This window comes from Thermomonas sp., assembly GCF_047606765.1.
Taxonomy (GTDB): domain Bacteria; phylum Pseudomonadota; class Gammaproteobacteria; order Xanthomonadales; family Xanthomonadaceae; genus Thermomonas.
Map to the genome: position 1 here is coordinate 15119 of NZ_JASGED010000024.1, position 24049 is coordinate 39167.

24 protein-coding genes and 1 pseudogene are annotated in these 24049 nt (G+C 66.0%); 10 read left to right on the top strand and 15 right to left on the bottom strand.

The features are described from left to right. The first annotated feature begins 5 nt into the window (after positions 1-5). The 3 genes from QM612_RS02695 to QM612_RS02705 all read left to right on the top strand — a co-directional run bounded on the left by QM612_RS02695 (position 6) and on the right by QM612_RS02705 (position 1531). On the top strand, positions 6-878 hold the full coding sequence (locus QM612_RS02695) for a hypothetical protein (RefSeq protein WP_415252358.1): 873 nt from the start codon (positions 6-8) through the stop codon (positions 876-878). A 103-nt stretch (positions 879-981) separates the two neighbouring features. Continuing rightward, positions 982-1278, top strand: coding sequence for a hypothetical protein (locus QM612_RS02700; protein WP_415252359.1), 297 nt, complete (start codon positions 982-984; stop codon positions 1276-1278). Next, positions 1262-1531: a BrnA antitoxin family protein gene (locus tag QM612_RS02705; protein WP_415252360.1), complete on the top strand. Its 270-nt coding sequence runs from the start codon at positions 1262-1264 to the stop codon at positions 1529-1531. The genes QM612_RS02700 and QM612_RS02705 overlap by 17 nt, the downstream gene beginning before the upstream one ends. 302 nt (positions 1532-1833) lie before the next feature. Here QM612_RS02705 and QM612_RS02710 read toward each other — a convergent pair whose 3' ends face one another. Then, a complete protein-coding gene (locus QM612_RS02710; protein ID WP_415252361.1) occupies positions 1834-4053 on the bottom strand; it encodes a hypothetical protein in 2220 nt (739 codons plus the stop codon). A 74-nt stretch (positions 4054-4127) separates the two neighbouring features. Between QM612_RS02710 and QM612_RS02715 the strand changes: the two genes are divergently transcribed. Further along, positions 4128-4697 carry an ECF-type sigma factor gene (locus QM612_RS02715; RefSeq protein WP_415252362.1) on the top strand — a complete coding sequence of 190 codons (570 nt, stop codon included), beginning with the start codon at positions 4128-4130 and terminating at the stop codon, positions 4695-4697. Continuing rightward, positions 4694-7579: a protein kinase domain-containing protein gene (locus QM612_RS02720; RefSeq protein WP_415252363.1), complete on the top strand. Its 2886-nt coding sequence runs from the start codon at positions 4694-4696 to the stop codon at positions 7577-7579. Before QM612_RS02715 ends, QM612_RS02720 begins: the two co-directional genes overlap by 4 nt. A gap of 42 nt (positions 7580-7621) precedes the next feature. Here the strand turns inward: QM612_RS02720 and QM612_RS02725 are convergent, their stop codons facing one another. The 8 genes from QM612_RS02725 to QM612_RS02760 all read right to left on the bottom strand — a co-directional run bounded on the left by QM612_RS02725 (position 7622) and on the right by QM612_RS02760 (position 15283). Beyond that, positions 7622-8191 (bottom strand): hypothetical protein, encoded by a 570-nt coding sequence (locus QM612_RS02725; RefSeq protein WP_415252364.1) that lies wholly within the window; start codon positions 8189-8191, stop codon positions 7622-7624. Between the two features lie 115 nt (positions 8192-8306). Continuing rightward, the gene (locus QM612_RS02730) at positions 8307-9104 is read right to left on the bottom strand and encodes a DUF6683 family protein (RefSeq protein WP_415252365.1); all 798 of its coding nucleotides are present in this window, start codon (positions 9102-9104) and stop codon (positions 8307-8309) included. A 59-nt stretch (positions 9105-9163) separates the two neighbouring features. Then, on the bottom strand, positions 9164-10585 hold the full coding sequence (locus QM612_RS02735) for a hypothetical protein (protein ID WP_415252366.1): 1422 nt from the start codon (positions 10583-10585) through the stop codon (positions 9164-9166). Continuing rightward, positions 10582-11124, bottom strand: coding sequence for a hypothetical protein (locus QM612_RS02740; protein ID WP_415252367.1), 543 nt, complete (start codon positions 11122-11124; stop codon positions 10582-10584). Before QM612_RS02740 ends, QM612_RS02735 begins: the two co-directional genes overlap by 4 nt. Before the next feature lie 114 nt (positions 11125-11238). Next, complete coding sequence (locus QM612_RS02745; protein WP_415252368.1) at positions 11239-11808, bottom strand: superoxide dismutase family protein; 570 nt, start codon at positions 11806-11808, stop codon at positions 11239-11241. 222 nt (positions 11809-12030) lie between these two features. Continuing rightward, positions 12031-13449 carry a nitrogen regulation protein NR(I) gene (gene ntrC, locus QM612_RS02750; protein ID WP_415252369.1) on the bottom strand — a complete coding sequence of 473 codons (1419 nt, stop codon included), beginning with the start codon at positions 13447-13449 and terminating at the stop codon, positions 12031-12033. Next, positions 13442-14482: a two-component system sensor histidine kinase NtrB gene (locus QM612_RS02755; RefSeq protein ID WP_415252370.1), complete on the bottom strand. Its 1041-nt coding sequence runs from the start codon at positions 14480-14482 to the stop codon at positions 13442-13444. The genes ntrC and QM612_RS02755 overlap by 8 nt, the downstream gene beginning before the upstream one ends. A 42-nt stretch (positions 14483-14524) precedes the next feature. Further along, positions 14525-15283, bottom strand: a complete 759-nt coding sequence (locus QM612_RS02760) for an N-acetylmuramoyl-L-alanine amidase (protein ID WP_415252371.1) — start codon at positions 15281-15283, stop codon at positions 14525-14527. A 190-nt stretch (positions 15284-15473) separates the two neighbouring features. On the opposite strand from QM612_RS02760, the gene QM612_RS02765 reads away from it, so the two are divergent. Beyond that, positions 15474-15788, top strand: a complete 315-nt coding sequence (locus QM612_RS02765) for a type II toxin-antitoxin system RelE/ParE family toxin (protein ID WP_415252372.1) — start codon at positions 15474-15476, stop codon at positions 15786-15788. 9 nt (positions 15789-15797) lie between these two features. Next, on the top strand, positions 15798-16106 hold the full coding sequence (locus QM612_RS02770; protein WP_415252373.1) for a helix-turn-helix domain-containing protein: 309 nt from the start codon (positions 15798-15800) through the stop codon (positions 16104-16106). A gap of 4 nt (positions 16107-16110) precedes the next feature. Here QM612_RS02770 and QM612_RS02775 read toward each other — a convergent pair whose 3' ends face one another. From QM612_RS02775 to QM612_RS02785, 3 genes are all read right to left on the bottom strand, one after another. Beyond that, entirely contained in the window at positions 16111-17685 is a 1575-nt protein-coding gene (locus tag QM612_RS02775) for an aldehyde dehydrogenase (NADP(+)) (protein ID WP_415252374.1), read from the bottom strand. Positions 17686-17791: 106 nt separating this feature from the next. After that, a complete protein-coding gene (locus QM612_RS02780; RefSeq protein ID WP_415252375.1) occupies positions 17792-18697 on the bottom strand; it encodes a dihydrodipicolinate synthase family protein in 906 nt (301 codons plus the stop codon). A gap of 50 nt (positions 18698-18747) precedes the next feature. Further along, a complete protein-coding gene (locus QM612_RS02785; protein WP_415252376.1) occupies positions 18748-19692 on the bottom strand; it encodes a proline racemase family protein in 945 nt (314 codons plus the stop codon). 102 nt (positions 19693-19794) lie between these two features. Here QM612_RS02785 and QM612_RS02790 point away from each other — a divergent pair, with 102 nt between their 5' ends. From QM612_RS02790 to QM612_RS02800, 3 genes are all read left to right on the top strand, one after another. Then, the gene (locus tag QM612_RS02790; RefSeq protein WP_415252377.1) at positions 19795-20145 is read left to right on the top strand and encodes a DUF2200 domain-containing protein; all 351 of its coding nucleotides are present in this window, start codon (positions 19795-19797) and stop codon (positions 20143-20145) included. Continuing rightward, positions 20142-20855, top strand: coding sequence for a helix-turn-helix domain-containing protein (locus QM612_RS02795; RefSeq protein ID WP_415252378.1), 714 nt, complete (start codon positions 20142-20144; stop codon positions 20853-20855). Before QM612_RS02790 ends, QM612_RS02795 begins: the two co-directional genes overlap by 4 nt. A gap of 96 nt (positions 20856-20951) precedes the next feature. Further along, positions 20952-22187, top strand: coding sequence for an NAD(P)/FAD-dependent oxidoreductase (locus QM612_RS02800; RefSeq protein ID WP_415252379.1), 1236 nt, complete (start codon positions 20952-20954; stop codon positions 22185-22187). An 88-nt stretch (positions 22188-22275) separates the two neighbouring features. Here QM612_RS02800 and QM612_RS02805 read toward each other — a convergent pair whose 3' ends face one another. The 3 genes and pseudogenes from QM612_RS02805 to QM612_RS02815 all read right to left on the bottom strand — a co-directional run. Further along, positions 22276-22698: a hypothetical protein gene (locus QM612_RS02805; RefSeq protein ID WP_415252380.1), complete on the bottom strand. Its 423-nt coding sequence runs from the start codon at positions 22696-22698 to the stop codon at positions 22276-22278. After that, positions 22698-22835, bottom strand: a complete 138-nt coding sequence (locus QM612_RS02810) for a hypothetical protein (protein WP_415252381.1) — start codon at positions 22833-22835, stop codon at positions 22698-22700. The genes QM612_RS02805 and QM612_RS02810 overlap by 1 nt, the downstream gene beginning before the upstream one ends. Positions 22836-23173: 338 nt before the next feature. After that, a pseudogene (locus QM612_RS02815) lies at positions 23174-24049 on the bottom strand (ammonia channel protein); the annotation flags it as partial.

Genomic DNA, 24049 nt, shown 5'->3' on the forward strand with positions numbered 1-24049 from the left:
TCCACATGCAAGCATCCGTTTCGGAACCCCGGTTTTTTCGTGGCGTGATCGCGCTGGAATTGCGTGATGGCACGCCGCCCACGCACGCCGCACTGGCGGCGAATGCGGCTGGCGAACTGGCAACGCTGCTGGGCCGCGATCTGGCGGCACTGGTACACGGCGTGCGCGATTGCGATCTGGCGCTGATGGCATCGCACTTCGACCCCGCCGAAGCGCTGCGCCCCGGCTGGCCACTGCATCGGCGCATCGAGGAATTGCTGGCGCGCGCGCCGGGGCAGGCGCAAGGGCCGCGCATGATGGGCTTCGGTGCAGATGCGGCAGGCGATGTGCCGATGCCGCTGCAATGCGACCGCAACCTTGCCGGTGGTGGCCTGCGGCTGCTGCCCTTCGTGTTGCGCGGCGATGGCGCGACGGCAGTGGGCGAAGCGCTGGAAGAATGCCTGCTGGATCGCGGCATGGCCGCTGCCGATACCGCGCTGGCCTTGCAGGATGGACTCGGCGCGCAGATCGAACATGCTCGCTTCCTCAGCCTGTTCGATTTGCTGGCGATGACCGCGATGCAGTACGGCAACGTCGGCCTTGAACCGCTGTGGCCGCTGCTGGAAACCGCGCTGCTGCGCCCCGATGAAGATGCCCTGCTGGACGCACCGCCAGAACCGCTTGCACGTTATGCCGAAGGCGAAGTGCGCATCGCCCTGATGGACCCGTCCGCATGGCGCACGCGCAACGCCGCCGATGAAACCGACGGCGCGCGGTTGGAACGCGGCTTCGCCCATTTCCAGGCACGGCAGCGGCAATTCGCCGCCGTGCTGGATGCGCATGGCGTTCCGGTCAACTTCGTCCATTGCCCGGACGGCGGCAGCGACTGCCTGCGTTGAGGCTGGGCGCACCCACTGCCCCAATGGGCGGCGTCAACAAGGCTTGATTCCCGAAATTGTTTGGGGATACATTTAAACAGCACTGACCGTCATTGAATCCGAAGTGTTCCGCGAATGGGCTGCCAAGGTCTGGGCGGATGATGAGCGCGAAGCCTTCATCGATTTCATCTCGACCAACCCGGAAGCTGGCGATGTCATCAAATCCAGCGGCGGGCTGCGCAAGGTGCGCTGGTCGCGCGAAGGCAAGGGCAAGCGCGGCGGCGTGCGGGTGATCTACTTCACGCGCCTGCCGCGCGGCGAAGTGGCGTTGCTGATCGTGTATGCGAAATCCAAGTTCGACAACCTGCCAGCCGACTTCCTGTTGAAGCTCAAGGAGAAACTGTATGGCAAAGAAGACTGATCCTGAAATGACCGAGTTCCAGGAGGCGCTGTTGCGCAGTGTGGAGCAGGTGACGAGCGGCCAATACGCCGCTATGCATACGCCTGCGCAAATCCGGGCACGGCGCGGTCGGCCTGTGGGCAGCAAGAAGGCCAACCCGAAGGAGCAAATCAATATCCGCTTGTCGCCGGAGGTTCTGGCGGTTCTTCGCGCTACCGGTCCTGGCTGGCAAACGCGGGTGGATACCATCCTGCGGGAGCGGTTTGCGTTGTAACTCGATGCCTTTGTAGGAGCGCCCCATGGGCGCGACATGGGATGCGAGTGAACCGTCGCGGCCATGGGCCGCTCCTACAAGAGCTTGCTGTTTCCTTCTCCCCGCTACGCGGCGAGGACATGCTCTTTCTTCCTTCTCCCCGCTGCGCGGGGAGGACATGTTCTTTCTTCCTTCTCCCCACTGCGCGGGGAGGACATGCTCTTTCTTCCTTCTCCCCGCGTTGCGGGGAGAAGGTGCCGAAGGCGGATGAGGGGCAGCTGCACAGGGTGCGGTTTACCCCGCCACGATGGGCGCGTGATGCATCACAAATCAAACCCGAAGCCCGCGCCAGCGCTGGATTCACCACTGCCGAAGCTCGCGCCGATGGAGAACGAGCCGCGATCCCCGATGCGCTTGCCGTAGCCGATGGACACCGCGCCTTCACCGCCTTGCGCGCCGATACCAATCGCAAGACGCCCCTTCGCGCCACTGCCGTTGGCGGCGTTGACCGCCATGTGGGTCATCGCGCTGCCCATCGCACCGATGGTGTCGATGCGCTTGTCGGTCTGTGCGAAACGCTTGTCGATGGACTGCTGGTACTGGGTGAACGTGTCGTTCCACGCGGCGAACTTCTGGTCGGTGTAGCTGTTGGCGGAAGCCACGGCCTGCGCGTCGCCCGCCTGCATCTGCCGCACGTTCACCGCATCCATGGGATCCACGCCATCGGCCAGGTTCTTGACCTGGGTGCCGTCGCTGCCGCCTTCGCCGCTGGTGCCGGCAAGGGTGATGGCGGCGTGGCCGTCATCGTCGTACTCAACGGCGAGGGGAGAACCGACACCATCCGCACCCGCCGGCCCTTGCGGGCCAGCCGGTCCCTGCGGGCCGGGATCGCCCTGCGGCCCCTGGCTGCCGCTGCCACTGCCGATCGTGGTCAGGCGCGCGTCGATGGCGGCGAAGGCGTCGGCGACGTTGTCGTAATTCGTGCCCTGGATACTGAAGGTCGGTGCCGTCCACGTACCGCCTACCCAGTTCGCGCCGCCGCCAAAGGCGTTCGCTACCGGCAGCAGATTGGTGCCGCCGCCCACCGTCACCCCGGCAATCGCCGCATTCAACTGGCCCAGGTTCACCGCATCGGTCAATGCGGTGCCGGCGGCAACATGGATGATCTGGCGCTCGCTGCCGGTACTGCCCACGCTCACCGCGTAGTCGCGATCCGCAATGGCCATGTAACCGATCGCGGTGCTGCCGATGTTCAATGCCTGCGATTGGTAGCCAAAGGCGCTGCTCGACTGGCCGCCGGCCCAGCTGCCATTGCCGAACGCGCTGCTGCCCTCGCCGAGTGCGAGGTTTTCGTAACCAATGGCTGTGGCCGCTTCGCCGCTGGCGTTGTTCATGTTGCCGAACGCGCTGCTGCCTGCGCCACTGGCGATATTGCTGTTTCCGAAGGCACTGCTTTGATCGCTGCTGGCGGTATTGATGTAACCGAAGGCGCTGGACTGCCAGCCGTTGGCGATATTGCCGAGGCCAAAGGCATTGCTGGCGGGGCCACCGGCGGTGTTGCTGAGGCCAAATGCGCTGCCCAGCTCGCCGGCGGAATTGTTGTTGCCGAAGGCATTGCCGCTCCTGCCATTGACGGTATTGCTGCTGCCGAAGGCATTGCCTTCGCCGAAGTAGTCATGCAGATCGACCGTGTTGTTGTTGCCGAACGCATTGCCGATGAGGGCGGTATTGCTGCTGCCGAAGGCATTGCCGTCGCTGGCGTTGTTGCTTCTGCCGAAGGCCTGAGCGCTGCCTTCGCCGCCCTGGGCGTAGTTGCTGTAGCCGATGGCGTTGCTTTCCCGCTTCTCCGTGGTATTGCCGAAGCCGAAGGTGCTGCTGTAGTCGCCGCCGGTGGTGTTGTTCACGCCAACGGCGGTGCCGTAATTGCTGTCGTTGCCTGCGCCCACGGTCACCCCGGCGCCCAGTGCAACGGACGACGTGCCATTGGCGTTGGCAAGTTCGCTGGAGGCATCAAAGGTGCCGTCACCGTTCAGGTCCAGATCGTAATCGACGTTGTTGTTGCCATTGCTGTCGTAGAACGCGGACAGCGTCAGCGCATATGTCCCCGTGGCCTTTCCCCGGTAACCGAAGGCGCTGCTCCAGAGTCCGGCGGCGGTATTGAGCGTCCCGAAGGCACTGCTGCCTATGCCAAAGGCCGTGTTGCCCCAACCGAACGCACTGCTGGAAATGCCGCTGGCATTGTTGCCTTGTCCATAGGCACTGGCGTCGGAGAAACACGTCGCATTGTCGGTGCCATCCTCGTTGCCCTGATCCGTGGACGGCGCTGGCGTGATCGGATTGCCGGCAACATCCACGCACACCGGATCGGCGGCGAATGCCGGCATCGCCATCGCGCCCAGCAGGGCGGCGCTCAGGATGGACAGGGCCAGCCTGCGCTGGCGGCGGTTGTTCTGGTGGTTCATGGCATCGTTCCCCTCGTGGTGGATGCCGGCGGAATGCCGGCTCACCAGAAGCAATGCGCAGTCCGGGGCGATTTCGTACACGCGCCCTTCCAGCCGCCGGCGCTTGTGCCAAACTCCGCCCGAAAAGGCCCGCAGCGGGCCGGGGGCAGGCAGCAATGGCGATGGACGCGGCACAGGCACCGGTGACGCAACTGCTTGCGCGTGCGCGGGCCGGTGACGCACACGCGCTGGATGCCGCCTATGCCGCCATCTATCAGGAACTCAAGCGCACGGCGCACCACTACCTGCGCCGCGAACGCGGCCCGCTGGAAACCACCGCGCTGGTACACGAGGCCTACCTGAAACTTGGCGGCGGCGCGCTGGAAGTGAACGACCGCCGCCACCTGCTGGCACTGTCCGCACGGGCGATGCGGCAGGTGCTGGTGGACGATGCCCGCGCGCGCAAGTCGGAAAAGCGCGGCGGCGGGCAGGACGCGGTGCCGCTGACACTTGCGCATGAACGGCTGGCGTCCGACCTGCCGGATGCCATCGACGTGCTGCAAGTGGATGAGACCATCGAATCCTTGCAGAAGATCGACATGCGCATGGCGAAGGTGCTGGAACTGCGCTGCTTCGGCGGCTACGAGGTGAGCGAGATTTCCGAGCTGCTGGACGTGCCCGACTACACCGTGCGCCGCGACCTGCGCAAGGCACGCGCGCTGCTGCTGGCCGAAGCGCAGCCGTGACCACAGGCAGCGACCTGCGCAAGCGCGCGCTGGAGGCATTCGAGGCCATTGCCGACCTGCCCGCGCGCGAACGTGCGGCGCGGCTGGATGCGCTGTGTGGCGATGACGCGGCCCTGCGCGCGCGGGTGGAGGCGATGCTGGCGGCAGACCCCGGCGAGGACGAGCCCTTCCCCATCGACGCCACGCCCTTGGGCAATGCGCGTGCGCCGGAACTGCCCGAAGCGGAAATGACAGGCCGCGGCTTCGGCGCGTGGCGGGTACTGGAGGTGATTGGTCGCGGCGGCATGGGCGCGGTGTATGCGGTCGAGCGTGCCGACGGCGCCTATGCGCAGCACGCGGCGTTGAAGCTGATCCGCGCCGCCGCCGACTCGCCTGTTGCACGCGAACGCTTCCTGCGCGAGCGCCAGCTGCTGGCGCAGTTGCACCATCCCAACATCGCCACCCTGCTGGATGGCGGCATCAGCGAACAGGGCGACCCGTGGTTCGTGATGGAGTTCGTCGATGGCACGCCGATTGACCGCTGGTGCGACGAACGCGCGCTGGGCCTGCGCGAGCGCGTCACCCTGTTCCTGCAAGTGCTGGATGCGGTCGCCCATGCGCATCGCAACCTGGTCATCCACCGCGACCTGAAACCGTCCAACCTGCTGGTGGATGGCGATGGCCGGGTGAAGCTGCTGGACTTCGGCATCGCCAAGCAGCTTGAAGGTGGCGATGCCACCGCCACCAGCGACCGCGCGCTGACCTTTGAATACGCATCGCCCGAACAACTGCACGACGCGCCGATCACCACCGCCACCGACATCTGGCAGCTGGGCATCGTGCTGCATCGGCTGCTTGGCGCATCGCACCCGTTCGGCCTGACCCGCGACACCCCGCTGGCGAAGCAACTGCAACTGCTGGAACGCGAACCGGAGCCATTGACCCGCGCCGCCACGCAGGCCAGCACGGAACAGGCCGCACAACGTGGCGAGCCCGATGGCGCGGCATTGGCGAAGGCGCTGCGCGGCGGGCTGGCCGCCATCGTCGAAACCTGCCTGCGCCGCCAACCGGACGCGCGCTACCCCAGCGCCGATGCACTGGCCACCGACCTGCACCGCTGGCTGGAACACCGGCCCGTGCAGGCGGCGCAACTGGGCAGAAGCGAACGCGCGATGCTGTGGCTGCGCCGCAACCGGCTGCTGGCGGCGTCCATCGGTGCCGTCGCGCTGGCATTGCTCGCCGGCATCGGGGTTGCGCTGTGGCAGGCCAGCGAGGCGCATGCGCAGGCGAGGATCGCCGAGCAACAGCGCGCCGAAGCGCAGCGGCAGGGCGCAACCGCGAAAGCGTCGCTGGATTTCCTGGGCAACGCGATGCTGGCCGCATTGCCGGACCAGGCACTGGACACCAAGGTCAGCGCGCGGCAGCTGCTGGGAGCCGCCACCCGCAAGCTGGACCAAGACAAGCAGCTGTCCCCGGACGTGCGCCAGGCGATGCAGCGCAAGCTGGGCTACATGTACATGACGCTGGGCGAGCCGAAGATCGCAGTCGGGTTGTTCGAAGCGGGCCTGAAGCATGTGCAGCCGCACGCCCGCGACGATGCACTGGCGCTGGCGGACGATATTTCCTACTACTCGAATGCGCTGGGCACGCTGGAACGCGGCAAGGAAAGTCTGGTGCAGGCGAAGCGTGCGGCAGCCATGCGCGAACGCTACGCACCCGAGGACAAGCTGGCGCGCCTGAACTCCCTGTACGACCTGGGCTATGCGCAGTTCCGCACCGGCGACCATGCCGCCGCCGAGGCCTCCTGGAAACAGGCCATCGCGATGGTCGAGGCGATGCCAGCCCCTCCGAGCGCCGCGATCACGGTCTATTCCTACCTGGCATCGCTGTACGGCTGGACCGGCGACGCCAAGGGCGCGCTGGAAACGGCGACGAAAGGGCTGGCCTTCGCCGACAGGGCCGGGATTCCGCAGGAATCGCCCGAGCGGCCGGGCCTGCTGCGCGCACTGTCGGACGCGCAGGCCATTTCGGGCGACCAGGCCGGCGCGGAACGCAGCATCCGCCAGGCCATCGCTCTCAGCGAAAAATACATGGAAGGCGGTGCCGACATCGGCAAGCTGTACGGTAGCCTCGGCCTGGTATTGAACGAGCAGGGCCGCTACCGCGAAGCACTGGAGGCGATGCGCCATGCCGATGCACTCGGCGCGGCGTCGGATGACGTGCCGCTGGAAGTCGCGATCCGCAAGGAGCATGTCGGCAGCGTGTACGACCGGCTGGGCGACTATCCCGCGGCATTGCAGGCGTACGACGCGGCAATCGCCACGCTGGCCGGCATCGACGACGGCAACGCGCCGGGCGTGAAGCGCAAACTGCGGGTGCGGCAAGCACGCATCGCCGCCAGGGCCGGCAAGGCGGCGTGGGCCGCCGCGCAGCTGGCCGAATTGCGCGGGCAATCCCTCAAGGAAGACGGCGAAGGCTCGCAGGACTATGCCTACGTGGTGTTGCAGCAGGCCGTCGCGGCGCAACGCATGGGCGATGCCGGCCGCGCCGCCCGCCTGCTCGACGAGGCCAATGCCCTGTGGGCCAAGGCAGCACCGGCCACCCATCCGATCTTCGCCCACATGCTGCGCACGCGCGCCGCGCTGACGCGCGCGCGCGGCGACCTGGCCACGGCGGAACGCGACCAGCGCGACGCATTGCAACGGCTCGAAGCAGGCAGTCAACCCATCGACACCGCCACCGCCCGTGCCGAACTGGCGGCGATCCGCCACCAGCAAGGCCAGGACACCGACGCGCGCGCATTGCTGGCACAAGCACTGCCTGTGCTGCGCGATGCCGTGTTGCCGCAGCAGGCGGATCGCGCCGCCGCCGAAGCATTGGCGAAGCAACTCGGCATGCGTTGACCGCGCGCCGCCAGCGCGGCAACGCGCCTTGGCAAGCCCGGTTCAGAGCGGGCGCTGGAACACCTGGAACGCCAGGTCGCGGCCACTCCATATCAGCCACGATGTCACCGACACGCCGTTGATGATGAAGGCCTCGCCACCGTCGTAGCTGTTGCCAGATGGCCCCGGCCAGAGCACGCACTCGCCACCGATTGCCTCGATGCTGAAGGCGTAGCTGCCGGCGCTGAATATCCGTGGCCGTGCGAATTCGACCATGCGCATGCTCTGCATGCCGTTGCTCGCCGTCCACGCATTCATCGCCGATGCCGGCACGTCCTGCTGGATCAAGGCCACGCTGGACGGGAATCCGCTGCGCAGCACCTGAAGAATCTTCACGCGCACGGTCGTTGCCGTGCTGCAGGCGATCGGCAGCATGATGTGGCTGATCTCGCCTGCGGCCGGGAGCTGGAAGGTCTGTGCGAACCGGAAGTTCGCGTTGCCATGCGGGCCCAGCACGAAGCCGCCGGTGTTGAAATCGTGCATTACTTGCTCGGCGGCTATCTGCGGCGGGTCGGACGCCAGCGCGGGGGCAGCGAGGCTGGCCAGCAACAGGAAAAAGGATTGCTTGTGCATGAAAGTCTCCTTGGCTTTGTGCGTGCCGCACGCGCGGCGGGTGTGTTGCAGCAGGAAATAAACCGCGCCGAGGTGGAGAAACTGGCGAACCAACTCGGCATGCGAAGCAGTCGATTCATTGCTTCCCGCAGGGAACTTCCACATACCGAAGTGCCTGCTTTTGCACCATCTGCATGCCCATCGGCGGGGCATAAACGTAATTCGGCACCATCACCATGCGCGCGGCGACACATTTCTTCCCGGATTTCGTGTTCGCCGATTGCGCCATGGTCGCGTGCGCGTCAGTCGCAGTGGCAGCCGCATTTGCGCCCTCGCCCAGCATCCCGCTCATTGCCTGCAAGTCCATCTTGAGGAACTGCTGGCCGAAGCCGTCAGCCATCTTCTTCGCCTGTTCCACCTGCCCGGCGTTGTGGTTCTGCTTGCCGTCCACGTAGAACACCAGCGGCAGGCCGGCACCGGCCAGCAGCACGTTGTACAGGGCGGTCTTCTCCGCGTTGGACGCGCGCACGATGTCCGACTGCGCCAGCGTGGCGTTGAGCGTGGAGAACAGCCGTTCCTCGGCTTCCTTGCTCGGCTCGCGGTCGTTGCCCACGGTGTAGGCGGACGCGATGAAGAAGGTCATCGCGCCGGCAAGCGTGTTGTTCCACTTGCCCTTGTATTTCTGCGCGAACAATTCCTTGCCCGCGCCGGCCAGTTGCAGGATTTGCTGGCGTTCCTCCGGCGTGTTGCCAAGGCTGTCGGCCAGCTTCTTCACCGAATCATCGCCGGCCACCGGAGTGAAGCGGGTGGCGGTGGGCGAGGCCGGCGGGGTTGCCTTGGCCTGGGCGGCGTCCTGCGCGCGCACCTGCGGCGCGGCGCACAGCAGGAGCATGGCGATGGCTGCGCAAACGGGGGCGAGCAGGTGCTTGTGCATGGCGATGTGTCCTTGTCGTGGTGTTGCGTGTCGGTGCGCTGGATGCCGATCCGGCTGCCTCAATACGCCCAGGTGCGCACCGTCCCCGCCACCGGGTCGTAGCGGCGCAGCAGGTGGTAGTCGATGACGTACAACTTGCCGTCCGTGGCGAAGCACATGTCGTCGTTCAAGCGGAAGTTACTGCCGCTGGCGGTGCCGTCCACCGGGTAGGCCTCGTTGCCGGGGGCGAAACCCGTGTACGCCGTGCCGGTCAGGAACGTGGTCTTGCCGGCGTCGTCCACGCGCGCGATCGACCTGTTGCGGCCAGGCCGGCCAACGCCCAGATAGAGGCGTCCCTGCGCATCCAGCGCCATCGAATAAATGCCGTCCAGCAGCAGCGTGCCGCTGTTCTTGCGTGCGTGCAGCACACGCCGCGCCTGCCCGTCGGGGCGGATGCGCCAGACGGTGTGATACAGGTCGTGCGGCTTGGCGCGAATGAAATGGCCGCCCACCACCAGCTCGCCGCGTTGCGTATCCCACAGCATGTTGTCGGGCACGATCTGGTCTTCCGCCTTCACTTGCGCGGCATTGCACAGGCGATCCGGCCCCATCAGGGTGCTGACCGTTCCGTCGGGCGTGATCTTGCGGATCGCGCAGTTGTCCTGATCGGCCAGCCAGAGGTTGCCCTGATCGTCCTCGACCGGACGCCCCGGAGACTTGAACCGTGCCGCGCCGCCCGCGCCATCGGCGAAACCCTGTTCCCCCGCCTTGCCGGCCACGCGCCGCACGCGGCCATCGCGCGCGATGCGCACGACAACATCGCTTGCGCCCAGCAGGATGTCGCCGTTGCGCCCAAGGCCAAAGCCATCGACGCGGTAGTACGAATAGCCGGGTGAAGGCAGGTTGCCGTCCGCCCACGATTTGTCGGGCGGGTTGGCGGGCAGCATCGGCGCGTTCGAGCGCACGCCGCTGTCCTTGTAACGCCGGCTCAGCAGCGGTGAGATCGCGCCGTCTTCGGCGATGCGCCAATAGCCTTCGCCGATCGTGTTGCCTTTTTCGTTCAGGCCGGCATCGCCGGCCACGATCAGCCCACCTTCCGCCGGACATTGCAAGCCGCCCATGCCGGTGAAGAACATCGCGTCCGGTTGCAGATACGGATTGACCGCGATGACCTGCGGCTTGCCCGTGGCCGGGGTGAACTTGCGGCCCACCGCAGGCGCAAGGATCAGGTGCTGCGGCACGTTGCCGAGCGATGTTTCGCGGCGTGGTGCGAGATAGCCCTTGTCGGACGATGGGGCTTCGCTTTGCTGTGATCGTTGCTCTTGGATGCCGGCATCGCGCGCCTTGCTTTCGGATTTCTGCACGGCTTCGCGGACGGCATCCTTCGCCGCGCGCTTGAACATGTCGCCAAGGCTTTGCGCATCGGCAGCGCCGCACAGCAGCGTGCCAGTCAGTGCGGTGGCGATGATGGATGTGCGAAGGTGCATGCGCGAGGTGTTCATTCGTTGCAATCCTCGATCCGCGTCCAGGTAGAGGTGAACGTCTGCTTGTTCGCGGCGGCACATGCGCCCAACCCCGCGGCCTGTCCGCAAACGGCGGCATTGGCGAGGAAGGTGCCGGTCATTTTTTCTTCCGGCCCGCTCAGCGTGTAGTCGTAGGCGGTATCGGCCATGCCTTGGGCGTTGGCGAAATGCCACGCCACCTTGCCGGTGCGGTCATCGGCGGGAGTGAACGACATCGTCACCATGCCGCCGCCGATCTTGCCGCTGAATGGCTGGGTGATGTCGCAGGCGGTGAAGGATTCGCCGTTGTCCAGCGTGATGCGATACGCATGCGAAGCCGCAGGCGCAACAGCCATGCCGCCACAGCGCGGGCGCTTGTCGTGTTCGTCCGTGCGCGGTTCGTTGGTGCATTTGCGTTCTTCTGATTGCGCCACGGCGACGCGCGGCATGGCGGCATCGGCCTGCGGCGCGGGTGTCTGCGAACACGCGGCCAGCGCCAGCAGGGCGATGGCGAGAATGAAACGAGGCGGCGGGTGCATGGTGGCTTCCAGTCAGGGCTTATCTACCCCAAGCGGGAAACCGCGCCGAAATGGACATGCCGAAACGAACAGGCGGGCCGGATACGCCGGCCCGCGTGCTTGAGAAACTCCGATTTACTGGGTGACCGTAATCACCCCGCAGGCCACGCGCGCACCGGCATTGCCTGCTGGCTGGCTGCTGTAGTCATCAGGCGCGGCATGCACGATCACGCCGCGACCGGCGATGTCATTGGCCGCACCGCCGCCCAGCGTGACGCCGCTGAAATGCACGTTCACCTTGGCGACGCCGTTGGCATCGGCGACGAGGTTGTCGGCATCCCCGGCATGGTGCGGGCCTTGGCCGGCGCGCCCGTGCGGCTGCCCGGCGGGATTGAAGTGACCACCGGCGCTGCTGGCATCGGCGGCGCTGCAATCGCCTTTTTCATGGATGTGGAAGGCGTGGCTGCTGCCGGCCTTGAGCCCGCCAATCTCGCCGGTGACGTGTACGCCATCGCCCATCGGCACCAGCGTCAGCTTGCCGCTGACCAGACTGGCGGATGCCGAGGCAAGGTTCACCACCGCTTGTTTCGCGGTGCTGACCGCAGGTGGCGTGGATGCGGATCGGGTCGAAGCCGGGGTGCTGGCGCAGGCAGCCAGCGTGGCGGCAATGGCAAGGGCGAGAAGAGTTTGAGGCAACGGCTTCATGGGGAACTCCCTTTGCGTGGATGGTGGAACTTTACCTGCGGGATGTTTCAGCGGACATGAAGGTGGGTGTGCCGAGCAAGCTCGGCACCTACAAGGGATACGCATCCCGATACCCCGTAGGCGTGGAGCTTGCTCCACGCCATGCCCCGTGCCGAGCAAGCTCGGCACCTACAGGTGCAGTGGTTCGTGGGTGCGGAGCTTGCTCCGCACATCCGCAGGGAATCAACGCCGCTTGCGCGATGAACCCAGCTTGCGGGTCACGGTATTGCGGCCCAGTCCAAGCGCAAGCGCGGCATCGCCGCGATGGCCGTTGCAATGGGCAAGTGCGGCTTCCAGCAGGGCGCGGTCGAACAAGTCGCGGGCCTGCGCATGCAGGTCGCCATCGGCACCTTCGCGCAGTTTCTGCCGTGCCCAGTCCTGCAACTGCCGGGGCCAGTCCAATTGCATCACATCGGCCCGTGCCTGCCCGCCGTCGGGCAGGGTGTCGGCAAGGTCATCGCTGCCGATGGTGTCGCCCGGTGCCAGTGCCGCCAGTCGCCAGCACACGTTTTCCAGTTCACGCACGTTGCCCGGCCAGTGCCATGCGCACAGCCGCTGCATCGCGGCGGCGGAAAACGCCTTGGGCGGCAGTTGCAGGCGGGCGGTGGCATTGGCGAGGAAGCGCGTCGCCAGTTGCGGAATGTCGTCGCGGCGTTCGCGCAGCGGCGGCAGGCGCAGGCGCACCACGTCGAGGCGATGCAGCAGGTCGGCGCGGAAACGGCCCTGCTCCACCAGCACTTCCAGCGGCTGGTGGGTGGCGGCGATCACGCGCACATCCACGCGGATCAGTTCGCGCCCGCCGACGCGGAAGAACTCGCCTTCGGCCAATACGCGCAACAGGCGCGTCTGCAGCGCGGCGGGCATGTCGCCGATTTCATCGAGGAACAAGGTGCCGCCATCGGCCTGTTCAAAGCGGCCCACATGGCGCTTGTGTGCGCCGGTGAACGCGCCGGCCTCGTGGCCGAACAATTCCGATTCCAGCAACTCCGCAGGGATCGCGGCGGTGTTGAGTGCCACGAACGGACGCGATGCACGCGGCGATTCGCGATGCAGCGCGCGCGCCACCAGTTCCTTGCCGGTGCCGGTCTCGCCGGTGACCAGCACCGACAGCGGCACCTGCGCCAGCCTGCCGATGGCGCGGAACAGTTCGCGCATGGCCGGGGCATCGCCCACCAATGCAGGCAACTCATCGCGCGTCGGTGCCGCCTGTGGTGATGGCGATGCCGGTGCGTGTTCGGGCAATGCGCGCCGCACCAAGGCCACGGCTTCGTCCAGATCGAAGGGCTTGGACAGGAACTCGTGCGCACCGCCACGGAACGCGCCTGCGGTGCTGGCAACATCCGTATGCGCCGACATCACGATCACCGGCAATCGCGGCAGCACTGCCTTCAATCTCTCCAGCAACACCAGCCCGCTGTCGCCGGGCATGCGCACATCGGTGATGACCAGCGACGGCGCGCGCTGCACGGCCAGTGCATCCAGCACTTCGTCGGCATCGGCAAATGCGGTCACGCGGTAGCCGGCTTCGCTCAATGCGGTGGCCAGCACGAAACGCACTGAACGGTCGTCATCGACCACCCAGACCTGCGCCGGTTCAGCCATGCGCGTCCTCCTCGTCCGTGGAAAGCGGCATCAACAGGGTGAACACGGTGTGGCCGGGGCGCGAGCGATAGGTCAGCGCGCCGCGATGTTCGCGCGCCACCTGCTGCGCCAGTGCCAATCCCAGGCCGGTGCCGTCGGCGCGCCCGCTGACCAACGGCAGGAAGATCTGCTCGGCCAGTTCCGCCGGCACGCCGCGGCCGTCATCGCCCACCTCCAGCCGCAGCGCCAGCGGCACGATTTCCTCGCCGATGCGCGCGCCGTGTTCGGCGCGGGTGCGCAGTTGCACGCTGCCTGCGCCGGCATCGATGGCATTGCGCACCAGATTCCACAGCGCCTGCGCAAGGCGGTCGGCATCGCCGGGGAACTCCGGCAGCGACGGGTCGTAATCGCGCTGCATGCGCACCGCCCAGCCAGCATCGCTTTCGGTCAGGCGCAGCACGCGCTCCAACACGGCGTGGATGTTGACCGGCTCGAACGCACGCTGTGGTGCAGGATTCAGCAGGCCATCGACCAGCGCCACCAGTCGCTTCACTTCACTTTCGATGATGCCGGTGAGTTCGCGCGCATCGGCATCGCCGCGCCGTGACAGCAACTGCGCCGCGCCCTTGATGCCGACCAGCGGGTTGCGCAGTTCGTGGGCCAATCCCTTCAACGATGCCGACAACGCGGACGGCAGCACTTCCGCCGGATCGCCGCCGGGGAACTCGTCCACCGGGTGCATTTCCAGCCAGTAGCCATCCTCGCTCGCGCCCAGCCACAGATCGGCGAACTGCAATGCCTCGCTGCCGGGAAAGGCCAGCCCGATCCTGCGCAACCGCGCCGGGGCTTCCGGTTTCTGCGCCAGCACTTCGGACAGGCCGGTGCCATCGCGTTCCAGCGCTGCCGCGTGCAGGCCCAGCACGCGGCGACGGCTGACGCCCAGCCAGCCGGCGGCAGCAACGTTCAGCGCGCGGATGTTGCCGGCGGCGTCCAAGCGCAGCACCGGCGTGGCGAGTTCATCGAGTACGGCATCGGCGGCGGGATCAAAGCGCATTGCACTAATCTAGTGCAAAACCCGCCGATCACCAGCACCAAATCATTCCTCGCCGGTGCGAATCCGCGCCAGCGCATGCAGGATGCGCAGGTCTTCGGCATCGAAAACGACGTTCGGGTCTTCGTCCTCGTCGCGCCCGCGATAGTGGCGATGGAAGGCGCGCACCGCAGCAGCGCGGTTGTCCAGTGGATAGCCAATCGCCGCCATCGCCAGCCACGGGTCGAAGCCGGCAGGCGGGTCGCGCAACTCACCTTTCGGCCACAGCCCGAAACCGGCATCGGCCAGCCGCTGCCACGGGAACAGCGAGCCGGGGTCGCGCTTGCGGGTGGGTGCCATGTCGGCATGCGCGATCACCTGCGTCTTGGCAATGCGCAGGCGGGTGGTGAGGTCTTCCAGCAGGCGCAGCAGCGCGGTGATCTGCGCTTCGCTGAAAGGCTCACCACGATCGTTGTCCAGTTCGATGCCGATCGATGCCGAATTGAGTTCGGTGAGCGTGCCCCAGCGCCCGATGCCGGCATGCCATGCGCGTTCGCCATCGGCCACCAACTGATAGATGCGGCCATCGTCGCCGATCAGGTAATGCGCACTCACCGGCCCGCGACTGTTGCGCGTGCGCAGGGTGTGCAGGCTCTCCTCGGCAGATTGCTGCTCGGTGGCGTGCAGCACGATCACCAGCGGGCGGCGCTGGTCGAAGTTGGGCGAAGGCACCCATTCGGCCAGCGGATTGCGCACGGGATGCGCCGCACACGCGGCAAGCGTCAGGCAGACGGCAGGAAGCAGTGCGCGCTTGAACGTGAACATGCGCCGATCATAGCCCTGTTCAAGACAGGCGACGCAAGGCGCGGTCACTCGATCCGGTGCAACCCGAAAGAACCAGACTTCCCCGACCGCGTTGCGGGGGTTTTCCGATTGTTGAAGCGCGCTGGGCAATCCAGCCTTGCCATTGCGCTTCGACTCCCTTGCGAAAAATACAAATACTGATATATTCGCCATGAAGGAACTGTACTGGCTGGGTACATCCAGAGACGACGTGAAGGCGTTCCCGCTTGATGCGCGAAAGGAAGCCGGCACTGATCTGCGCCTGATCCAGCAAGGCGCGCAGCCGCGCGACTGGAAGCCCATGCAGGCAGTGGGCAAAGGTGCGCGGGAAATCCGCATCCGCACGCAGGATGGCGCGTTCCGGGTGTTCTACGTGGTGGAAAGCGCGACGGCGGTTTATGTGTTGCATGCCTTCCAGAAGAAGACCCAACGCACCAGCCAACAGGATCTGGACAAGGGCAAGGCCCGTTACAAGCTGATTCCCTAGAACGCGGACATGACCATGCGCAAGAAGGTTCGGGACGAAAACAGGATCGAAGTTTCCAGCGGCAACGTGTTCGTCGATCTTGGTTTCGACGATGCCGAAGCGCAGGTGCTGGCGCTGCGTGCTGACCTGATGGCGCAAGTGGACAAGACCATCCGCGCTCGCGGGATGACACAGGTTGCTGCCGCCGAGGTGCTCGGCGTCAGTCAGAGCCGCGTGTCTGATCTGCGGCGCGGGAAGGTCGAGAAGTTCAGCCTGGACATGCTGGTGACGTTCGCCGCAAAGCTTGGCAAGCCGGCAAGGATCAAGCTGGCCGCCTGATGGATCACAGCGCGCGGTCGCACCACACGCCATCCACCAACCGCTGCACGCCAGCAGGGTTGGCATTGCGCAGTTCGACGGGCAGGCGGTCGTCGCGCACGTTGTCGTAGGCCTGCAACTGCGCGAAGCGATGGATCGCCGCCGGCATGCCCACCGAAGTGAAGCCGGCATGGCTGGTGCTGGGGTACGGCCCGCCATGCTGCATGGCCGGGCTGACCACAACGCCGGTCGGCCACTTGTCGTCGATCAGACGGCCCACGCGCGGGCGCAGTGCGGCGGCGATGCGTTTGTATGCCGCATCGTCACTGCCGTCGGCGGCGCTGTGCAGGCTGCCGGTGAGGTTGCCATCGAAGGCGCGGGCGATGGCGATGGCCTGATCGATGTCGCGGTAACGCACCAGCAGGGAGACCGGGCCGAAGGCTTCCTGTTGCAGTGCTTGCGCATGCGCGAGAAAGGCGTCGCCATCGACCGAAAGCAGGCTTGGCGTGTAACGCGAACCGGGGCCATCCGCACTCGCCTTGCCGGCCACCAGTTGCGCGCCTGCATCGCGCAAGGCCTGCACGCCGGCAGCCAGGTGCTGCTGCACGCCGGTCGAGAGCAGCACCATCGGCGCGGCGGCATCAAACCTTTCGGCAGCGCGTGCGAGGAAGGCATCGCCATCCGCATTCGCCGGCACCAGCACGATGCCGGGGTTGGTGCAGAACTGGCCGCTGCCCATCGTGCAGGAGCCGAAGAACTCCTGCGCCAGCGTTTCACCGCGTTCGCGCAATGCGCCGGGCAGCAGGAACACCGGGTTCACGCTGGACATCTCCGCATAAATCGGGATGCCGGATGCGTCCGCTGCCGACTTCAATGCAAGGCCTGCTGCGCGGCTGCCGGTGAAACCAATCGCACCGATGCGGCGATCACCCACAAGCCGCAAACCAAGTGCGCTGTCGAAGTCATAAAGCAACTGCACCGTGGCCGCAGGCAAGCCGTTTGCGATGGCGGCATCGAATGCCAGTGACGCCAGCAGTCTGCTGGTGGCCGGATGCAAGGGGTGCGCCTTGGCGATGACCGGGTTGCGCGTGGCGATGGCGGAAGCGAAATCACTGCCGGCCACGGCGTTGTACGCGAACGGAAAATTGTTGGGCCCGAACACGACAACGGGTTTCTGCAGCGGCGCGAAATGTGCGCGCAGGCCTGTTTTCGTGTCGATGACCGGATGCGTCCATGCATAGGCGCGCACGGCCTGCGCCGCCTGCCGAAGCTGGCCGCTGGTGCGCGGCAGCTCCACGTCGGCAAGGCGCGGCGACACCGGCAATCCGGTTTCCGCATGCGCGGTGGCGACAAGTTCGTCCTTCGCCGCCTCGATGGCGGCGGCATAGGCGTCCAGGAACGCGGCGATGCGTTCCGGCTCGGTCGCTGCCAATGCATCGGCAGCCTGCGAGGCAGCGACCACGGCCAGTTCGATGTCGTCATCACCAGAACGTGGGAACGCCGGGCCGATGACTTCGCCGGTGGCGGGGTTCACTGCGTGGAAGCTGCCCACGGGGTTGCTCGGGTTGCGCCATTGGCCGGCGATCAGAAGTTGTTCCATATGTTTCACCTTACGCAGTAGTTCGGTTCGTCATCCCGGCGAAAGCCGGGATCCAGCCTTTGTTCTGCATTAGAAGCTGGATTCCGGCTTACGCCGGAATGACGAGCTAGAGCTTAGGCCGCGTCGCAATCGCGTGATCGATCACCCGCAGCGCGTCCTCGCGCTCGGTGCCTTCCAGCACCAGACGCGGTGCGCGCACGCGCTCGCTGCCCTGGCCCACGCGCGCCTGCATCAGCTTGATGAGCTGCACAAACTTCGGCACCGTGTCCATGCGCAGCAGCGGCAGCAGCCATGCGTACAGTTCCATCGCTGCATCCGCACCGCCGTCGCGGGCCTGTTCGAACACGCGCACGGACTCGATCGGGAACGCATTGACCACGCCGGCGATCCAGCCCACCGCACCCATGCTCACGCCTTCGACGATGGCATCGTCCATGCCCACCATCAGGTCGAGCCTGTCGCCAAGCAGCGCGCGAATGGCGGCAAAACGGCGGATGTCGCAGGAGGATTCCTTCACCGCCTGCAGCAGCGGGAACTCGGCGGCGAGTGCGGCAATCTGCTCCGGCACGAAGTCGGTCTTGTACGCCACCGGGTTGTTGTACAGCAGCACCGGCAGCCTGGTCGCCGACAGCACCGCGCGCATGTGCGCACCCATCTCGCGCCAGTCGGTGGAATACACATAAGGCGGCAGCGCCATCAGGCCACGCGCGCCCAGCTTTTCGCATTCCTGCGCCAGCCGCACCGCTTCATCGGTGGACAGCGCGGCGATGCCGGGGATCACCGGCGCGCGGTCGCCCAGCGCGTCCACCAGCGTCTTCACGATGGCGAGCTTGTCGTCGAACGAAAGCGTTGCGCCCTCGCCCAGCGAGCCCAGCGGCACGATGCCGGTGCAGCCGGCGTCGATCAGCCAGTTGGCATGGCGCGCAAGGAAGGCGTGGTCGATGCTGCCGTCCGCATTGAAGGGCGTGGTGATGGCGGGCACGACGCCGCGCCAGAACGTGGCTTTGCTCATGGTGGTCATCCGGTGTGAGGCAGAAGTCATGGGTGAAAGGGCATCGCAGGTCAGCGCGCGGTGATGCCCCATGCGAAAGGATCGTCGTCCTCGACCAGCAACCGGCCTTCGCCGAACAGATGGGCGCGGCCGGTGATGCGTGGACGGATGCGGCCATCAGCGGCGTGCGCGTAACTGCCTTCGAACACGCTGCCGATCAGGCTTTCCATGCGGAAGATGTCGCCCGCCGCCAGTTTGCCGTCGGCGGCAAGGCAGGCCAGCTTGGCCGACAGGCCGGTGCCACAGGGCGAACGGTCGTAGGCCAGCCCCGGACACAGCACGAAGTTACGCGCGTGGTTGGCGGCATCGACCGGCGCGGTGCCCAGTTCAATGTGGTCGATCGGAGCAAAGTCGGCACCGCGAATGCCGGCGGCAGTCAGCGCTTTGCGGATCGCGGCGGTGTAGGCGGTCAGCTCACGCCAGTGCGCGTAATCCAGCGGCAGCGGTGCGTCATTGCTGATGAAGAACCAGTTGCCGCCCCATGCCACATCGCCACGCACCACGCCAAAGCCCGGCACATCGACTGCAACCGCATGCGCGTGCCGCCAGCTTTCGATGTTGTCGATGGACACGCGGCCATCGTCATGCAGTTCGGCGGTCACGGTGCCGACCGGCGTGTCGATGGCATGGCAGCCGGGCGCGATGCGGCCCAGGTGCGCCAGCGTGCGCACCACGCCAATCGTGCCGTGGCCGCACATGCCCAGCGCGCCGACGTTGTTGAAGAAGATGACCGATGCCACCGAGCCGGCGCTTTCCGCAGGCAACAGCAGCGCGCCGACCATGGTGTCCGAACCACGCGGCTCGCAGGCGATCATGCTGCGCCAGCGGTCGTGCTCGCGCACCAGCGCGGCGCGGCATTCGGCCAGCGTGCCCTGCTGCATGCCGGGCAACACGGACAACACCACGCGGGTGGGTTCGCCGCCGGTGTGGGAGTCGATGTAGTCGATCCGATGCATGCCGCGCAGCATCCTCCGCCGGCACGCGCGCGTCTAGCCGCGTCCCCGCCATGCAGATGCGCAAATCGGCATAATCGAGCCCGACAGACCGGAGCAGACACCATGCCGCAGCATCGCGTTTACCGAATCAAGTTCTCCAGCGTCCATCCGCTCTACGTGCAGAAGGCAGAGCGCAAGAACCGCACGCGGGAGGAAGTGGATCAGGTCATCCGCTGGCTGACGGGCTACAGCCAGCCGCAGCTGCAACGCCAGATCGAACGCGAATGTGACCTGGAGACATTCTTCGCCGAAGCGCCTGCAATCAACCCGAACGTCACGCTCATCAGAGGCGTGGTCTGCGGCGTGCGCGTGGAAGACATCGAAGACCCGCTGATGCGCAACATCCGCTACATGGACAAGCTGGTCGATGAGCTGGCCAAGGGCAAGGCCATGGACAAGATCCTGCGGCAATGACCCGCGCCCTGCCCGTCCACGTCGATGCCGACCAGTTGCAGAAGCTGCTGGACACGCTGCCGGACACAGTGTTCTTCATCAAGGATGCGCGCGGCTGCTACACCCACGCCAACCTGACCCTGGTGCGCCGGCTGGGTTTGAACAGGCGCGAGGACGTGGTGGGCCGCACGCCCGCCGAGCTGTTCCCGCAGCGTCTTGGCGATGCCTATGCCTCGCAGGATCGGCGTGTGCTGGCCGGCCATGCAATCAGCAGCCAGCTTGAAATCCACCTGTTCCCCAATCGCGCGCCCGGCTGGTGCCTGACCCACAAGACGCCGCTGCGGCAGGGCGAGGCCATCATCGGCCTGATCGGCCTATCGCACGACCTCAAGCAGCCGGATGGCCGCCACCCCGGCTATGCGCGCCTGCGCCGCGTGCTTGACCACATGGAAGCGCACTACGGCGAGGGCGTGCGCATGCAGGCGCTGGCGAAGCTGGCCGGGCTGTCGCTTTCACAACTGGAACGCCAGTTCCATCGCGTGTTCCACCTCACCCCGCAGCAATGGCTCACGCGCCTGCGCATCGAAGCGGCGATGGAGCTGCTGCGTGGCGATGACAGCATCGCCGCCATCGGGCAGGCCTGCGGTTTCAGTGACCAGAGCGCCTTCAGCCGGCAGTTCAAGGCATCGGTGGGTGCAACGCCGCGCGACTATCGACGGCTGGTTGCCTGATGCCGCCGCAATCAATGCCCGCGATGCGGATTGCGGCATAGCCGCAAGCACGCGATAACGCCTAGCATGATCGCCTCATCATCCTCGTCCACGCCCATGACATCGCCATCCGCATCTGCTCTGGTCATCGGTGGTGGCGTGGTCGGGCGCGCCTGCGCACTGGCGCTGCAACGTGACGGCTGGCAGGTGACCTTGGCCGATGCCGATGCAAACCGCAGCGCGCCGTCGTGGGGCAATGCCGGGCATATCGCCACCGAACAGATGGAACCGCTGGCCTCGCTGGCGACACTGCGAAGCGCACCGCGCCGCTGGCATGGCTTCGGCGGCGCGCTGGACGTGCGCGAACCACTGCGCCGGCTGCCGTGGGTGATGCGCTACCTGCGCGCCTGCACGCCATCGCGCTTCGAGGCAGGCAAGAGGGCGATGCGCGGCCTGCTGGCGGATGCGCTGCCGGCGTGGCAGCGATTGGTACAGACCATCAGCGCACCGGAACTTCTGCAACAACACGGCCACTGGGTGTGCTGGGAAAGCGAAGCCAGCACCAAGCGCGGCCTTGCTGCGTGGCAAGGCACGGACATCGGCAGCGCACGTTTCTCCAGCTTGGGCGATGCGCAGCGGGCGGCGCTGCAAGCGGCATTGTCGATACCGATTGCAGGCGGCATCGCCTTCGATGGCACCGCCCAGATCGCCGACCTGCCCACATTGGCGCAGCGGCTTGCAGAGGCATTCGCGAAGGCCGGTGGCGTGCAGCGCACCATCCGCGTGCGGTCACTGCAACGCGAAAACCGCCGCGTTCATGCCATGACGAGTGATGGCGAACGCATCGACGCCGACCTGCTGCTGGTCTGCGCTGGCGTGCGCTCCCGCGCGCTGGTGGAACCGCTGGGCCTGCGCGCGCCGCTGGTGGCGGAGCGCGGCTATCACCTGCAATGGGCCACGCATGACTGGCCGGCGCTGCCGCCGGTGGTGTTCGAGGATCGCTCGATGATCCTGACCCGCTTTACCGGTGGCCTGCGCGCGGCCAGCTTCGTGGAATACGCCGGCATCGACACGCCACCCGACACGCGCAAATGGGCGCGGCTGCGCGAACATGTTGTGCAGCTCGGCATTCCCGTACACGGCGAACCGGTGCCGTGGTTCGGCGCACGCCCCACGCTGCCGGATTACCTGCCCGCGCTGGGCCGCAGTGAACGTTTCGACAACCTTGCCTATGCCTTCGGCCACCAGCACCTAGGCCTGACGCTGGCCGCGATCAGCGGTGAACTGCTGGCCGATCTGTGCGCGGGAAGGGTGAAGGCGCAAGCGTCGTTTGATTTGGAGCGGTTTGGGTAGGTGCAGTTTTTCTCCTTGGGGCTGTCGTAGATAAGGCTAGATTCCAGCCCACTCCTTGCGCGCCAACTTGGGGCGGTAGCGTTTGCGTTTAGCCGCCATAGAACCCCTCCATGTCCACCGTCCGGAGTAACTCCGTGACCTTGGGGCCGACAACCTGCAGCCCATGCCGCTGCGCTTGCGCATAGAAGTTATCGACGTGGCGGTCGACCATGCGCGCCATTGCTTCCTCGCGTGTCGCCCGTTTGCTTCTCCAACACATGTCGTTCGCCGGGATAAGCTGTCGGAAGCTGTCGTGTGGCAGCACCCCCAGCCCCCATGTGGCGAGGTGTACGCCTTCGTGCGACACCGCCGAGTGATCGACGGGGAAACACCCCTGCGGATACCAGACCTCGGCGCGGTCACTGCCTGTCCACAGGTGCGGGTACGGTAGCTTCCACTCGCTGTCGATCCCAACGAACACCGTTACCGGCAGCCGATTTGGGTGCAGGTTGAATGTGTAGGTGTACTGCATCACGGTTGCTGCTTCGGGTAACGGCAGGCGGCGTCGAACGCAGCAAGGACGAGACCGGCGACGAGTATCGCTGCGAAGTAAAACGCAAACAGGGCGATAAAGCCGGCCACGAGTAACGCCAGATTCGTAAAGTTCATGTTGCTCCTCCTTTTGTAATCAGGTGATTAGGCCTCCCATGCCATGGACAGCGCCCCTCTGCTTCCGTTTTCTGCGCAACTCACAACAAGGCGCTGCGTCCATGAAGCCACGGATTTATCTCATTCTCTGAGACAAGCGAATTGACCCACTCCTGCTGTAGCAGTGCCATATCCTGTCGTGACCGTACAACTTCGTTGTGTGGCCTTGGAGTTGATCCCTCGGCTGTCACCCTTTCCCCAAACAAACAATCCCGGTTGCCCGGGACTTTTTTTGTCACGCAAAAAAACGGGCGGCATCCCTGCCGCCCGCGATCTCTTTGGTTGCGTGATCTTGTTGCTCAGTTCTCGTAGGCGCTTTCGCCGTGCGAGGCGATGTCCAGGCCTTCGCGTTCTGCGTCCTCGTTCACGCGCAGGCCAAACAGCAGCTTGGTGATGAGCAGCGAGACCGCTGCCGCCACGCCCGACCAGACGATGGTGAACAGCACGCTCTTGATCTGGATCACGACCTGACCGCCGATGGTGAAGGTGTCCGGAGTCAGGCCACCGGTGCCGCCCAGGCTCTGCGCGGCAAACACGCCGGTCAGGATGGCACCCACGATGCCGCCGACGCCATGCACGCCGAACACGTCGAAGGAATCATCCGCACCCAGCAGCTTCTTCAGGCCGGTCACGCCCCACAGGCAGAGCACGCCTGCGATCAGGCCAAGCAGGATCGAACCCATCGGGCCGATGAAACCGGCTGCCGGCGTCACCGCCACCAGACCCGCCACCGCACCGGATGCACCGCCTAGCAGCGAAGCCTTGCCCTTCAGCACGGCTTCGGCACCAATCCACGACAGCACCGCTGCCGCCGTGGCCAGCGTGGTGTTGACGAAGGCCAGGCTTGCGGCGCCATTGGCGGCACCGGCGGAACCTGCGTTGAAGCCGTACCAGCCCACCCACAGCAGCGCGGCACCGATCATGGTGAACGGCAGGTTGTGCGGCTTCAGCGCGGTCTGGCCGTAGCCGATGCGCTTGCCCAGGAAGTACGCCGCCACCAGGCCAGCCACCGCCGCGTTGATGTGGACCACGGTGCCGCCGGCGAAGTCCAGCGCGCCGTCCGCACCCAGCAGGCCACCACCCCACACGATGTGCGCCATCGGCACGTAGCTGAGGGTGAACCACAGCACCGAGAACAGCAGCACCGACTTGAACTTGATGCGTTCGGCGAAGGA